The sequence below is a fragment of the Rhizobium sp. SL42 genome (genome assembly GCF_021729845.1).
Lineage (GTDB): Bacteria > Pseudomonadota > Alphaproteobacteria > Rhizobiales > Rhizobiaceae > Allorhizobium.
In genome coordinates this window covers 632,702-646,237 of record NZ_CP063398.1, presented here as the reverse complement: position 1 = coordinate 646,237, position 13,536 = coordinate 632,702, and the positions used below count along the sequence as shown (strand labels likewise).

Genomic DNA, 13,536 nt, shown 5'->3' with positions numbered 1-13,536 from the left:
GATCTAAGACGGAGATAACGATGTCCTTAGTCAAGTTTCCCGAATTCCATCCTGATCAGGGCGTCACGCGGCGCGTACTCGCCGAGACGGACCAGCTCATGGTCGTATCCTTTCGATTTAACGCCGGCGCCAGAGGTAAATTGCACAGCCATCCCCATGTGCAGTCGACCTATGTCGCCAGCGGCAGCTTCGAGTTTTTCAGGGGTGGCGATGCCTTCAACTTGAAGGCGGGCGATAGCCTTGTCATTCCCGGTGGCGTCGAGCATGGCTGCCTCTGCCTTGAGAAGGGCGAGCTCATCGACAACTTCACGCCGCGCCGCGACGATTTTCTTCTTTGATGTACTCCGGATCGACATGCCAGCCCGGCTTGTCTTGCGGGCGGTGAACCGCCCGCAAGACAGCTTGACACATCCATCTACATGTGACAACTTCGATCAACTTGTCAGACAGGAATGGAGATCTGTCGTCGGTGGCAAGGGTCGGAGTTCTCGGAGGAGCCATGTCCATCAGAAGCCTGCGCCTTGCGGGCGCGATCAGCCAGCTCGGCAGCATTGCCGCGACTCTTCTGGGTCTGCTCGCGTTGACCTTCTTCATCGGGCGGCTGATGCCGGCCGACCCCGTTCGCGCGATCGTCGGTGAGGATGCGACGCCGGAAACCTATGAGCAGGTCTATCGTTCGCTCGGCTTTGACCGGCCGCTCTACGAGCAGTTCTTCTATTTCCTCGGCGATATCGCGACCGGTGATTTCGGGACATCGATCCGCACCGGCCAGCCCGTCATTGAGGATATCCTGCATGTCATGCCGGCGACGATCGAGCTCGCTACATTTGCCATTCTGATCGGCGCATCTCTGGGCGTGACCATGGGGGTCATTGCCGCCGTCAACAAGGATCGGTGGCCGGATCATGTCGTCCGCGTGTTGAGCCTTTTTGGCCACTCCATGCCGATCTTCTGGACCGGGATGATCGCGCTGATCGTCTTCTACGCCCATCTGGGGCTAGTCGGGGGAAGCGGGAGGATGGATCAATTTTACATCGGGCTTGTCGAGGATCGAACCGGGTTCCTGCTGATCGACAGCCTGATCGCGGGAGAAATGGACGTCTTCTGGTCCGCGCTCAATCACCTGATCCTGCCTGCCTCGCTCCTGGGCTACTCGTCCTCCGCCTATATCACCCGAATGACGCGCAGCTTCATGCTGGATCAGCTTGGGCAGGAATACATCACCACGGCGCGGGTTAAAGGACTGTCCCGAAGCCAGACGATCTGGCGGCATGCTTTCGTCAACATTCGGGTCCAGCTGGTCACGATCATCGCGCTTGCCTATGGCGGGCTGCTGGAGGGCGCCGTCCTGATCGAAACGGTCTTCGCCTGGCCCGGATTCGGCCAGTATCTTACCAGCAATCTGATCATTGGCGACATGAACGCCGTGATGGCCTGCGTGCTGATCGTCGGTGTGATCTTCATCGGCCTCAATCTGCTTTCCGACATCCTCTATCGCATCTTCGATCCCAGGACACGCTGATGACAGCCGAGACCCAAACCCGCAGCCTTCCTATCTGGCTGATCGCCCCAAAGAACATCGTGGTCTTCCTGCTGCGCAGCCCGACTTCGGCCTTCGGTCTGGCGGTCCTGCTGCTGCTGGTGTTGACGGCCATCTTTGCGCCGCTGATCGCCACGCATGACCCCTATGTGCAGGCCCTGGGAAATGTGCTGCAACCACCATCCAGCGAGCATTTCTTCGGAACCGACGAACTCGGCCGCGACATTTTCAGCCGCCTCGTCTATGGCGCGAGGATCACTCTCACCATTGTCATGCTGGTATCGATCGTCGTCGGCCCGATCGGCCTCGCGGTCGGCACTTCCTCCGGTTATCTGGGGGGGCGGTTCGACACGGTGATGATGCGCATCACGGACATTTTCCTGTCATTCCCGAGCCTCATTCTCTCGCTCGCATTCGTCGCTGCCCTGGGACCGAGCCTGAACAACGCGATCATTGCCATCGCCTTGACCTCATGGCCGCCCATCGCGCGCCTTGCGCGGGCCGAGGCGATGACGTTTCGCAAGGCTGACTACATTGCCGCAGCCCGGCTGCAGGGCGCCTCTTCGGCACGTATCATCGTCAAATCGATAATGCCGATGTGCCTGCCATCGGTGCTGATCCGACTGACACTGAACATGGCGACAGTAATCCTCACGGCCGCGGGCCTCGGCTTTCTTGGCCTTGGTGCCCAGCCGCCCATGCCGGAATGGGGCGCCATGATTGCGACCGGTCGACGTTACATGCTCGACAGCTGGTGGCTGGTGACGTTTCCAGGGCTTTCGATCCTGTCGGTGAGCCTGGCCTTCAACCTGCTGGGCGACGGGCTGCGTGACGCCCTGGACCCGAAGCAGATGAACAGGAGATAGGCGATGACTGAAACCGTACTCGACGTCGAGAACCTCCGCATCCGCTATGCCAACGCACCCGTCGAGGCCGTACGTGGCGTGTCCTTCCAGTTGGGTCGGGAGCGTCTCGGGATTGTCGGCGAATCTGGCTCGGGCAAATCGACGGTCGGCCGGGCCCTTCTGCGCCTGCTGCCGGGAGCGACGATCACTGCCGACAGACTGCGTTTCGATCAGCGCGACCTGCTTTCGCTAAGCGAAAGGGAAATGCTGAAGATCCGCGGACGCCGGATGTCGATGATCCTGCAGGATCCCAAGTTCTCGCTCAATCCGATCCGCAAGGTCGGCGATCAGGTGGCTGAAACCTACCTGCGTCATTTCAGATGCACACGGACCGAGGCACACCAGAAGGCCGTTGCCATGCTGGAAGCCGTCAAGATCCGAGATCCGGAGCGCGTCTTCAATCTCTATCCGCATGAGATTTCCGGTGGCATGGGGCAACGCGTGATGATCGCGATGATGCTGTTGGCGGATCCCGATCTCGTCATCGCCGATGAGCCGACTTCAGCCCTGGACGTAACCGTCCGGCTTCAGGTGCTTAACATCCTCGACGGGCTGGTCCGCGATCGAGGCATCGGACTGATCATGATCAGCCACGATCTGAACCTCGTGCGAAACTTCTGCGACCGCGCGCTGATCATGTACGCGGGAAAGGTCGTCGAGACGCTCAAGGCGAGTGAACTGGATCAGGCTCGTCACCCCTATACGCAGGGCCTGCTGGCGGCGCAACCTCGCGTCGGCGGCAGTCGCCAGCCGCTGGCGGTGCTGGATCGCAAACCGGAGTGGCTGGAGGAAATGGCCTGATGTCGGTAACCGTCAATGTTCGCGACCTCTCCATCGTCTTCGGGTCCGGCCCTTCGGCCGCGAAGGTATTGCCCGGCGTTTCCTTTGAGGTGAAGGCCGGCGAGTGCTTCGGCCTGGTCGGGGAATCCGGCTCCGGCAAGTCCACCGTGCTCCGTTGCCTCTCCCTGCTGACCGACTTCTGGAAAGGCGACGTGAAGATTGCCGGCCGATCCGTTCGCGACATCCCCCTTGTCGAACGGTGCCGCACGCTGCAGATGGTGTTCCAGGATCCCTATGGCTCGCTGCATCCGCGCCAGTCCGTCCGAACCGTGCTCAACGAACCTCTGGTGATTCACGGGATGAGCAATCGCGAGGAAAGAATACGTCGTGCCATCACCGATGTCGGTCTTCCCGTGTCCTTTCTGGATCGGTTCCCCCATCAGTTGTCCGGGGGGCAGCGACAGAGGGTCGCCATTGCGCGCGCCCTGATCCTGGAGCCATCGCTGCTCTTGCTCGACGAGCCCACTTCGGCGCTGGACGTTTCCATCCAGGCGGAGATTCTCAATCTTCTGCAGCGCCTGCGCGAGGAGCGCGGTTTTACCTATATCATGGTCACCCATGATCTGGCCGTCGTCGATCATATGTGTGATCGCTTTGCGGTGATGCAGCACGGCGAGGTTGCCGAGATCCTTCCGCATGAGGCGATCCTCGGCAATGGAGCGACACATCCCTATGCGCGGGAATTGATCGCCGCCTCGCTCGAATACGAAGGCGCGCGTTGAGCTGAATGGTTCACATCGCGACTGTCTGTGAAGGCCCGGCCATAAGCCGGGCCTAACCCGTTTATCCGATCGCTGATCGGACGTCCGTGCCGCCATGAAAATGAAGGGGCGCGTGTTTCCACGCGCCCCTTCGTCCCTTGGGAGGAATAGCATGAAGATCCCAATGCGGCCGGCTCCGCCGGCCGCATTGGAGTTGGTTCACCGCGTCTTGGTGATGCCTTCGAAGCGGGAAAGCCAGGGGCTGACGATCAGCCCTTTGACATCGCTGCGGAAGGCCGCCGTATCGACGACTTCAGAGAAGGGCTGGATGGGCATGACGATTTCATCCATGTAGACCTGCAGCTCCTCATAGAGCTTGGTCTGCTTTGCCAGATCACGTTCGACCAGCGCCGCTTCGATCATCTCGTTGAGCTTCACATCCTGAAAACTGGTGCGCCAACTCTGATAGTTCGTGAGCTTGGCCTCGTCCGAATTGTCCGGGTTGTAGGCCATGGAACGAAGATTGTTGTCCGGATGGGGCTGCTGCCCGCCACCGCCACGCCCGACAAGCAGCTCGAACTTGCGCTCGCGCATGGCACCGTAGATCTGGTCACCGGATCCACTGATCAATTCCGCCTCGATGCCGGCCTGGCCAAGCGTGTTCTGGATTGCGGTCGCGGCCTTGAGGAAAGGGTCCTCCGAGAGCACGCGCAGCGTCGCCTGGAAGCCGTTCGGGTAGCCTGCGTCGGCGAGGAGAGCCTTCGCCTTCTCGACATCGAGCCTGTAGCCCTGGTTCGGCAGGGAGCCCATGACGCCGGAACTCAGCGATCGTTGATGCAGCTTGCCGTAGAAGGGCATGACTGCCTGGTCGATACCTTCGTAGTCGATCAGGTACCGCAGGGCTTCCCGCACCTTCCTGTTTGCAAACCGCTCGTCCTTCATCGAAACGGCCAGATAGTAGAATCCGGAACCGGGAACGGATTCGCTCGTGATCGCGGCGTCTGCTTCAAGCGCCTTGAGATCTGGCGCCTGCAGCGAATAGGCGACATCGATGTCGCCCTTTTCGATCATCAGACGCTGGGACTGCGATTCCGGAAGATGGCGGAGGAGGACCCGACGCATGGCAGGTGCCGATCCCCAATAGGCGTCATTGCGGGTCAGGATGATGAATTCGTTCGACTTCCATTGGGTGAGGGTAAAAGGCCCCGAACCGGCTGAATTCGTCGTCAGCCAGGCTGCTCCGAGGTCCCCATTTGCTTCGTTCTCAAGCGCGGCCTTGCTGTCGATAATGGATCCCGGACCATTCTGGGCCAGAATCATGAGCAGGAGGTTCGGATCGTCCGCGCGCGGCAGCTTCAGAACGAAGGTATGGTCGTCCTCCACTACGAAATGCTCGTCCGCCGCCTCAAGCGTGAAGCCGCGCGTCTTCAGGAATGACGACTGCGCGAGATTGATCGTCAGCAGACGCTTGAGGCTCCATGCCACATCCTGCGCGGTGACCGGATTGCCTGATCCGAAGGCAACATCCTTGCGCAGATGAAAGCGGATCGACAGACGATCCTCGGCGATCTCCCACTTCTCCGCGAGCCGCGGCTGAAGGCTTCGATCCTGTGGCGAGAGCATGACCAGCGTGTCGTAGACATTGTTGAGTACCTGCACCGTCTCGCGGCCCGTGATGGCGGCCGGGTCGAGGGTCAGGATATTGTTCATCGTCGTCGCGACGACAAGTTGATCAGCCGGCGTCTCCGCCAGGGCTCCCACGGGTGCGGCACCAGACAGCAATGCTGCGATGGCGACGGATAGAAAGAACTTCCTCATGCTTCCTCCCTTTCGGCCCCACGAACGTGGATGGCCTTCAATGTTGAGAACGCGACCGTTCCTCCACGAACGGCAGTGTTCAGGCGAGTAGACGGCGGACCGGCGCGGCAAGCGCCCGTCCGATGGCGCGGGTCTGCTCTCTGTCGAGATGGACCCCGTCAATGCTGGATGCCGTTGCAACTGTCCCGGCATCGAAAAAATGCACACCAATTTCTTCGGCCAGCGCCCGGTAGAGCGGCGAAAGACGGGCGGCTTCGGCGAGACTTCGTCCTGCCCTTTCGCTCGTGCAGGCTGGCGGTGCCACAAGGAGAAATTTCGGGACCGAGCGCCGCGGCTTGTAGGGAAAGGTCTCGACGATCTCCGCCAGCCGTCGCATGCCGGACACGGCAGCCTCGGCGCGACCTCCATGGGCAGGCTTCAGATCATTGGTGCCCAGCATGACGATCACGAGGTCGAGCGGCATGTGGCTCGCGAGGGCCACGGGCAGCGCCCTGGCTCCATTGCGGCAGCAGGGGCCTGTGTGATCGTCATGGCAGGTCGTGCGACCTCCGAGGCCTTCGGAGATCACGCGGTAGCCATCGGCCAGCTCATTTTCCAGGACCTCGGGCCAGCGCCATTCTTCCGGGTGCCGCAATCCCGTCGCCGGATCCGCGCCCCAGGTTAGACTGTCACCGAATGCCAGTATCGTCCTCATCGCCCTACCTTCATCCGACGCGGTTGTTTTCGATGAAGTCAAAGTCGATGTCCTCTCCAAGCCCCGGGCGATCCGGCACATGCACGTAGCCGTCCTGATCCATCGGGTCGGAGAGGGACTTCAAGTAGTCATGCCCGTCGTCATATTCGAGGAAGGGGTGCAGCAGACCGCGCTCGTACCAGCGACAATTCTTGGATGCGGCCACCACATGCAGGTTCATCGCCGTGTTGCCGTGGACCTCGCAATCCATGCCAAAGCACTCCGCCATACGCATGGTCTTGAGTGCCGGCGTGATGCCGCCAACATCATTGACTCCCGTCCGCAGAATGTCGCAAGCGCCCGCCTTCACCCATTCCGCACGGTGCCAGTGCTTGCCCGCAGCGCTTTCGGGCCCGACGACCGGGATGTCGAGGTTATCTGCTAGCCACTGGTAGGAACTCATGGACTGCTCGTCCATCGGTTCCTCGATCCAGTCGAAACCGAGCTTCTCGAGCCCGCGCCCGAGCGCGAGCGCATCGCTGCGCGTATACCAGTGAAAAGCGTCGATCATCAGTCGGATGTCAGGGCCGACTGCCTCGCGCACCGCCGCGCAAGCCTTGAGGTCCATGCGCACGTCCGGAGCCCAGCTGACCGGCGGCATCCAGGTATGCAACTTGATCCCCTTGTAGCCGCGCCGGACCAGTGTTTCAGCAAAACGTCCATAGTCCTCGGGCGTCGCCAGGCCGCCCTCGAGTTCGTCGCCGCACATGATCGATCCGTACGCCAACACCTTGTCGCGATAAGCCCCGATCAACTTGTATACAGGCTGGCCGGTCGTCCGCCCCGCGAGATCCCAAAGGGCGCAATCGATCGCGGCCAGCGTGCGGTCCGTCAACTGCGCCGCAGAACCGCGCTGCCAGTGCGCGAGGTCCTGCCACAACCGTTCACGGTCGCGATGGTCCTGACCGATCAGGACCTTCTTGGCGAATTTTTCGATCACGTGCGGCCGAACGATCTCTGGCGCGGTAAAGGAGTGTCCCTCTTGGCCATCCTCGGTTCTGATGGTCAAAAGGGCCTGCTCCACCTTGTGCGGCGGACCGGGATGCGCGTGACCGGCGCTGTCGGAGTGTCGACGCGTTGTGGTTAGAAATCGCCGGACGAAAACTTCGGAAATGTTCATGATTGCTTATGGTCCCCCAGACAAATCTCCATCCTGTCTGTTAGGTTATGCACAAAAGAGCGATTTGTGTCAAACCTGTAATACAGGAATGGAGGATTTATGTGCGTCAGGCGGCAGGCCGGCGCTTCATGGGTTTGCAGGTTCCGGTAACGGTGCCTAGGAGGAGAGCCTTTATTCGCCGCTCCAGAAGCTGGAGGCGACGCTGCCCAGCTGCCTCCATGCCGTCATGACAGAGGCGGTCAATGAAAACCGGCTTCCCGGAGAAGGCATGCATCTCCATGGGTGACAGCCTGAACGGCTCGCTAGGTTTTTGATCCGGGATATTGAGGAGAGGGTCCCATGTGTTGAACCCGCAGCTTACCGGAATGTGGTCGGTGGATGACCATATTTCTGCTTGAAGGCAGTCGCTAGGTGAGCCGAATCGGAAAAGCCGGTTTCGAATGCGATCTCGGTCATGGACATGGCGCCGTTCTCGACGAGGAAGCGCGCATAACGCAGCCTGGTTTCCAGAATGAACCGTTTTGGCGTGACACCGATATGCTGCCGGAAAAGCCGGGTGAACTGGCGTGGAGAGAGACCCGCGACGCGCGCAGCCTCTTCCGGGGAAACGTCTTGCCCCTTTCTGCTTTCAATCAGGACCAACGCTCGTTGTATGCGGGTGTCGCCAACATGACGGAAAACCGAAGCGCGGCCATGGTCGAAAGCGCTCATCGTCTTGTGTTCGGTCAGGGAAAGCTGGTGCACGGCCTTGGCTGCCCGGTCCGGGCCGCAATGCTGACGAATGAGTTCGGTCATCAGTGAAAGGATCGAAACGCCACCCGGTACGGTGATCCGGCCGTTGTCGACCAGAAAGTCGTCGCGGCTCGAAAATGCGATGCGTGGAAAGGCGACGCGGAAATCTTCGGCATGAAAAGGATGGACAGAGGCTTTCCTGCCCTCAAGCAATCCTTCCTGCGCAAGGACGAAGACGCCCGTGCAGGCTCCAATGATCGGGACGTTTGCCGCGGCCGCAACCTGCAAGTAGTCGCGATGCTGACGGGATGCAGCCCGCAGGTGGGGGAGAAGCCCGCCAATCGCGACGATGTAGTCGAAATCCGTCGGGTTGATATAGGGCGAGTCTGCGTGCACGCGAATGCCGCAGCTTGCCGCCACCGCGTGACCCGGTCCACCCATGATCGACCAGCGGCAGTGGAGCGGGCGGGAGTTGTCGGCGAAGTCGGCTGCATGGCGCAAAGGCTCGACGATGCCGGTAAGCGACATCATCGGAAAGGTTGGCCACAGCAGTATCCCGACCGAAAGATCCGGTCTGCGCTCCCGTGACGCCTGCAGACGCCGCGACCAGATCCCGTCCAGCCATTCAACATACCCCGTCTCGGTCGGTGCGGATAACGTCGGCACATCATCGGAATTCATGCCGCTCTCCAGCAAGACGAGCTCGCACGCGTCGAATTTTCAAAGAGAATGTCCGATTTATAAAATTCACGCAAGCCGATGACTGCCAGATTTGCAGGCGTCAGATGAGACGGCCGGGGAGAAGAACTCCGTGGCTTGGGGAACTCAATAGAAAAAAGGATCGAATCGATGACACTTTCTCTTTCGAGAAGGGTGGTGGTGTGCGCCCTGCTGGCAGCTGCGAGCTATCCCGCGTTCACGCCCAGGGCGACGGCATTTGAACTGGCAGAGGACGGCAAGTTGACGGTGGCCTTCACCGGCGACATGCCGGGCTCCGGCTGGCAGGACGGTAAGTTGATCGGCTATGACGGCGAAATCATGCAGAAGATCGCCGACAAGCTGGGGCTCAAGATTCAGCCGGCGCTGATGGAGTGGTCGGGCACGATCGCCTCGGTTGAGGCCGGCCGCGTCGACGTCATGCTCGGTACCATGGGCTGGACGGAAAAGCGCACGAAGATCATGACGTTGTCCGAGCCGATCCATTACTTCAAGAACGGCATCATGCAGTCGACCAAGACGAACTGGGACAAGCTCTCGGATCTCGAAGGCAAGAAAGTCGGCACCATCACCGGATTCTCTTTCGTGCCTGAATTGAAGAAGATCAAGGGCTTGGAACTGTCGCTCTACGACACGTCAGACGCTGCGGTGCGGGACCTGATCGCAGGTCGCATCGAGGCAGTGATCGGCGATCCGCCGGTTGTCTCCTATGCCATCAAACAGAACCCGGATTGGAACATGCAGTTCCTCGCCTTTACCGACCAGAACGCTGATTTTCCGCTTCTGACCGGCCTCGGACAGGTCGTCTACGGCATCAACAAGAAGAATGATGACCTGCGCCAGAAGATGGACGCCATCATCGCCGAGATGTGGAAGAGCTGCGAAATGAAGGCGATCGGCGCCCGCTACGGCCTGTCTGCCGACGTCTGGTTCACCCCGTCGGGAGACAATTTCCGGGCCGGCGTCGATCGCCCCGCCGACTACAAGCTGCCGTCCTGCGCTGCAGGCGGCTGACCGGCATCCATTGGGGCCGCAAAAAGGCGGCCCCAATCTCAGCTGAAAAAGACGAGGAGAACGGTGATGTCGGTACTGTTGAGCGTGACAGGACTGCGGAAGAGCTATGGCCCGGTGGACGTCCTGAAAGGCATCGATTTCAATGTAAAGGCGGGCGAAAAGATTGCGCTGATCGGTCCTTCGGGCTCGGGCAAATCCACCTGCCTGCGTTGCCTGAACTTTCTTGAAAAACCGTCTGCCGGCGACATCAGGCTCGACGGTGAACGCGTCGGCGTCCGACCAATCGGGCGAGATGGGCGTGAGCACGTCATGAGCGACCGGCAACTCGCACCTCAGCGGGCGCAGATGGGCATGGTGTTCCAGCTCTTTCATCTCTGGCCGCATCTGTCGGTTCTGGAAAACGTCGCCATTGCGGCCCGCAAGGTGCGACGGCTTTCGTCTGCTGAAGCCCGAGAACTTGCCATGGAGATGCTCGCCAAGGCGCACATGTCGCATCGAGCCAGTGCATCGCCGCTCGAGCTGTCCGGTGGACAGCAGCAGCGCGTCGCCATCGCCCGTGCCCTGGCGCAGAAACCCAAGCTGATGCTTTTTGACGAGCCGACCTCGGCTCTCGACCCTGAACTGGTGCACGAGGTGCTGAAGGTCATCGAGGAACTGGCAAGCGAAGGGCGGACAATGCTGCTCGTTACCCACGAAATCGCATTTGCACGTGACGTCGCCGATCGGGTGATGTTCCTCGATGGTGGCGTGATTGTCGAGGAGGGCGCGGCGCGCGATGTGATCAGCTCGCCTCGGGAGCCGCGCACACAAGCCTTTCTCAAGCAGATCCGGCATTGAGGGGCTTGTCATGACCGGTCTGGACACATTCCTCACCATCCTGCAGGGCCTCGCGCGTGGTGCCGGCATCACCATTGTCGTCACACTGTCGGCGCTGACATTCGGTCTATCGCTCGGGTTTATCCTGGCGCTCGCCCGGCAGTTTTCTCGCTCGAGGATTCTCTCTGGTCTGATCGATGCCTATGTGGAGTTCTTCCGCAACGTTCCGGCGCTGTCGCATCTGTTCATCCTGTATTTCGGGCTGGCGGGGCTTGGCTTCCGCCTCTCTTCGATCGGCGCGGCAATCTTGGGTCTCGGGCTGATCGGGGCAGCGGTCACCTGCGACATCTTTCGCTCAGGTTTCAAGTCGCTTCCTGCCGGACAGACGGAAGCCGCACTCGCTGCCGGTTTTACGCCGCTTCAGACGATCTTCACCATCCTCACGCCGCAGGCAATGCGCATCGCCCTGCCATCGCTCGGCAATTTTGCGGTTCAGCTCTTGAAGGATACGTCGGTGGTGTCCGCCATCGCCGCACCTGAAATCATGTTCTATGCCCGCTCCATGGTGACCTCGTCCTTCCAGACAACGCTGATCTACGCCACGGCCGCCGGTCTTTACCTCGTCATGAGCCTGCCGCTGATGCAGGTCACGAGGGCGCTCGAAAATCGCTACGGGAGAGTGAAATGACCGGCTTCTTCCAGCCTTATATCGAGTATGGCGGCGAGTGGTTGCCCTTGCTTTTCGACGCAATGACGAAGACGGCACTCCTGTCGATCTCGGCCTTCGTCCTGGCTCTGGTTTTCGGACTTGTCCTCTGGCTATGCCAAGGGTCTCGTGTGCCAGCGCTGAGGCATTTCGCGAGCCTCTACGTGACGGTCGCGCGTGGCGTGCCGCTTCTTGCCGTGCTCTTTCTTCTCTACTTCGGGCTTCCCGGGGTCGGCATAACCTTCGATGCCTTTACCGCTGCCATGCTGGGCCTTGCCCTTTGCTTCGCGGCGCAGGTGGCGGAAGTGTTTCGCGCCGGCATGCTGGCGATCCCGAAGGGACAGCGGGAGGCGGCACTGGCCGTCGGTTTCACGCCCCGCCAGTGTTTCACCTTCATCATCCTGCCCCAGGTTGTGCGGGTGGTCTTGTCGCCCCTGATCGTCACTTTCGTTTCGCTGCTCAAAGACAGCTCGCTCGCTTCGTTGATCACGGTCGATGAACTGGTGTTGACCGGGCGGGCGATGGCAACGGAATACTTCCTGCCTCTTCAGATCTATTGCGCCGTCGGGCTCTGTTATTTCCTCATTGCCTGGCCGTTTTCCCTGCTCTCACGGCGTCTCGCCGTTCGATGATCCTTCCGACAAGGCATAGATGATGACCACCCAAAGCCGTCGTATCAACCGCATGCAAACTGAGCCTCGGGAAATCAGCTCCGTCTTTCGCAAACCCCTTATCCTGATGACCCCGGATCTTCTTGAAACCTCAGATGCCGCCACAGAGCGGGAATATGTCGTGCGCGTGAACTATGCAGAAGCCATTGCCGAGGCAGGCGGGATCCCGCTGATATTGCCCCATGCGCTGGACGGAATCTCCGCTGCGCTCGCCATTGCGGACGGGATCATGATCACCGGCGCACGCCCCGGTGTCGAAGTCACGGCGCAGCGCAGCGCCTTCGAAAGAGCTCTCGTTCGACAGGCGCTCGACATCGGCAAGCCGCTGCTCGGCATTTGCCATGGCATGCAGCTCATCGGCGAAAGCCTCGGCGGCACATTCGTCACGGATCTACCGGAGACTTCTGCCGATGGTGAAACGGTGCATATGCCGCGTGACATACCTGATCGTCTGGCGCACGAGATAACGGTTGATCCGGGTAGCTCATTTGCCGCCTGGTTTGGCGATTCAAAGGTGAGCGTCAACAGCCTTCATCGCCACGCCCTTGCCGGGTCGGGCCGTTTCCGGGTCGTGGCGCGCGCGCCGGATGGTGTCATCGAGGCATTTGAAGGGGAGACATCCGGTTTTGCTCTGGGCGTCCAATGGCACCCGGAATATCGGCTGACCGCCCTTGACCGATACATCCTCAAAACTTTCGTCGATCACGCTGCGTCCCGTGTCGAGGCTCCGTGCAAAAGGGATTCCGGCGGATCGTCGATCGCAGACCGGCTGGCGGCGCTCGGACTGATCCTGCCGGAAGCGCAGACGCCGCCGGGTTCCTTTGCCGGCGCCGTGCGAAATGGCGACGTCGTGACGGTCTCCGGCCAGGTACCGTTGAAAGACGGAAAGGTTCTAAGGACGGGGCATCTGGGGCAGGACGTATCGATCGAGGACGGTCAGGAATGCGCTCGGTGGGCACTCCTCAATGCGCTTGCGCAACTGGATCGAAGGGCAGGCGGATTGGAGCGGGTGAGCGGCTTTGTCCGCCTTGCCGGTTATGTCGCGGCAAGTGCCGATTTCACCCGGCATGGGGCGGTCGTCGACGGGGCATCCGAACTGCTGCGCGAACTTTTTCCGGATCGTTGGTCTCATGCTCGGATTGCCGTCGGAGTCTCGTCGCTGCCCCGCGGTGTTCCGGTCGAAATCGAATTGACTGCGACCGTCATGGGGGAGGGCGGCTGAC

The 13,536-nt window shown here is 60.5% G+C and carries 14 protein-coding genes; 10 read left to right on the top strand and 4 right to left on the bottom strand.

The features are described 5' to 3' along the window. Window positions 1–20 precede the first annotated feature (20 nt). The 5 genes from IM739_RS21890 (at window position 21) to IM739_RS21870 (ending at window position 4,007) form a co-directional block, all read left to right on the top strand. On the top strand, window positions 21–338 hold the full coding sequence (locus IM739_RS21890; RefSeq protein ID WP_237371344.1) for a cupin domain-containing protein: 318 nt from the start codon (window positions 21–23) through the stop codon (window positions 336–338). Between the two features lie 161 nt (window positions 339–499). After that, entirely contained in the window at window positions 500–1,522 is a 1,023-nt protein-coding gene (locus tag IM739_RS21885) for an ABC transporter permease (RefSeq protein ID WP_237371343.1), read from the top strand. After that, entirely contained in the window at window positions 1,522–2,406 is an 885-nt protein-coding gene (locus IM739_RS21880; protein ID WP_237371342.1) for an ABC transporter permease, read from the top strand. Before IM739_RS21885 ends, IM739_RS21880 begins: the two co-directional genes overlap by 1 nt. A 3-nt stretch (window positions 2,407–2,409) precedes the next feature. Continuing rightward, window positions 2,410–3,246, top strand: a complete 837-nt coding sequence (locus IM739_RS21875) for an ABC transporter ATP-binding protein (RefSeq protein WP_237371341.1) — start codon at window positions 2,410–2,412, stop codon at window positions 3,244–3,246. Continuing rightward, window positions 3,246–4,007, top strand: a complete 762-nt coding sequence (locus IM739_RS21870; RefSeq protein WP_237371340.1) for an ABC transporter ATP-binding protein — start codon at window positions 3,246–3,248, stop codon at window positions 4,005–4,007. The genes IM739_RS21875 and IM739_RS21870 overlap by 1 nt, the downstream gene beginning before the upstream one ends. Window positions 4,008–4,205: 198 nt before the next feature. On the opposite strand, the gene IM739_RS21865 is transcribed toward IM739_RS21870, so the two are convergent. From IM739_RS21865 to IM739_RS21850, 4 genes are all read right to left on the bottom strand, one after another. Beyond that, window positions 4,206–5,804 (bottom strand): ABC transporter substrate-binding protein, encoded by a 1,599-nt coding sequence (locus IM739_RS21865; RefSeq protein ID WP_237371339.1) that lies wholly within the window; start codon window positions 5,802–5,804, stop codon window positions 4,206–4,208. Between the two features lie 79 nt (window positions 5,805–5,883). Then, window positions 5,884–6,498, bottom strand: a complete 615-nt coding sequence (locus IM739_RS21860) for an SGNH/GDSL hydrolase family protein (RefSeq protein WP_237371338.1) — start codon at window positions 6,496–6,498, stop codon at window positions 5,884–5,886. Window positions 6,499–6,508: 10 nt separating this feature from the next. Beyond that, a complete protein-coding gene (locus tag IM739_RS21855) occupies window positions 6,509–7,657 on the bottom strand; it encodes a mandelate racemase family protein (protein ID WP_237371337.1) in 1,149 nt (382 codons plus the stop codon). Window positions 7,658–8,014: 357 nt separating this feature from the next. Continuing rightward, window positions 8,015–9,070, bottom strand: a complete 1,056-nt coding sequence (locus tag IM739_RS21850; RefSeq protein ID WP_237371336.1) for a GlxA family transcriptional regulator — start codon at window positions 9,068–9,070, stop codon at window positions 8,015–8,017. Between the two features lie 168 nt (window positions 9,071–9,238). On the opposite strand from IM739_RS21850, the gene IM739_RS21845 reads away from it, so the two are divergent. The 5 genes from IM739_RS21845 to IM739_RS21825 all read left to right on the top strand — a co-directional run bounded on the left by IM739_RS21845 (window position 9,239) and on the right by IM739_RS21825 (window position 13,535). Beyond that, window positions 9,239–10,120, top strand: coding sequence for an ABC transporter substrate-binding protein (locus tag IM739_RS21845; protein ID WP_237371335.1), 882 nt, complete (start codon window positions 9,239–9,241; stop codon window positions 10,118–10,120). A gap of 66 nt (window positions 10,121–10,186) precedes the next feature. Further along, window positions 10,187–10,957: an amino acid ABC transporter ATP-binding protein gene (locus IM739_RS21840; RefSeq protein WP_237371334.1), complete on the top strand. Its 771-nt coding sequence runs from the start codon at window positions 10,187–10,189 to the stop codon at window positions 10,955–10,957. A 10-nt stretch (window positions 10,958–10,967) separates the two neighbouring features. Next, window positions 10,968–11,624: an amino acid ABC transporter permease gene (locus IM739_RS21835; protein WP_237371333.1), complete on the top strand. Its 657-nt coding sequence runs from the start codon at window positions 10,968–10,970 to the stop codon at window positions 11,622–11,624. Beyond that, on the top strand, window positions 11,621–12,274 hold the full coding sequence (locus tag IM739_RS21830; RefSeq protein WP_237371332.1) for an amino acid ABC transporter permease: 654 nt from the start codon (window positions 11,621–11,623) through the stop codon (window positions 12,272–12,274). The genes IM739_RS21835 and IM739_RS21830 overlap by 4 nt, the downstream gene beginning before the upstream one ends. 52 nt (window positions 12,275–12,326) lie before the next feature. Next, the gene (locus tag IM739_RS21825; RefSeq protein ID WP_336886421.1) at window positions 12,327–13,535 is read left to right on the top strand and encodes an Atu1372/SO_1960 family protein; all 1,209 of its coding nucleotides are present in this window, start codon (window positions 12,327–12,329) and stop codon (window positions 13,533–13,535) included. The last annotated feature ends 1 nt before the right edge of the window (window position 13,536 follow it).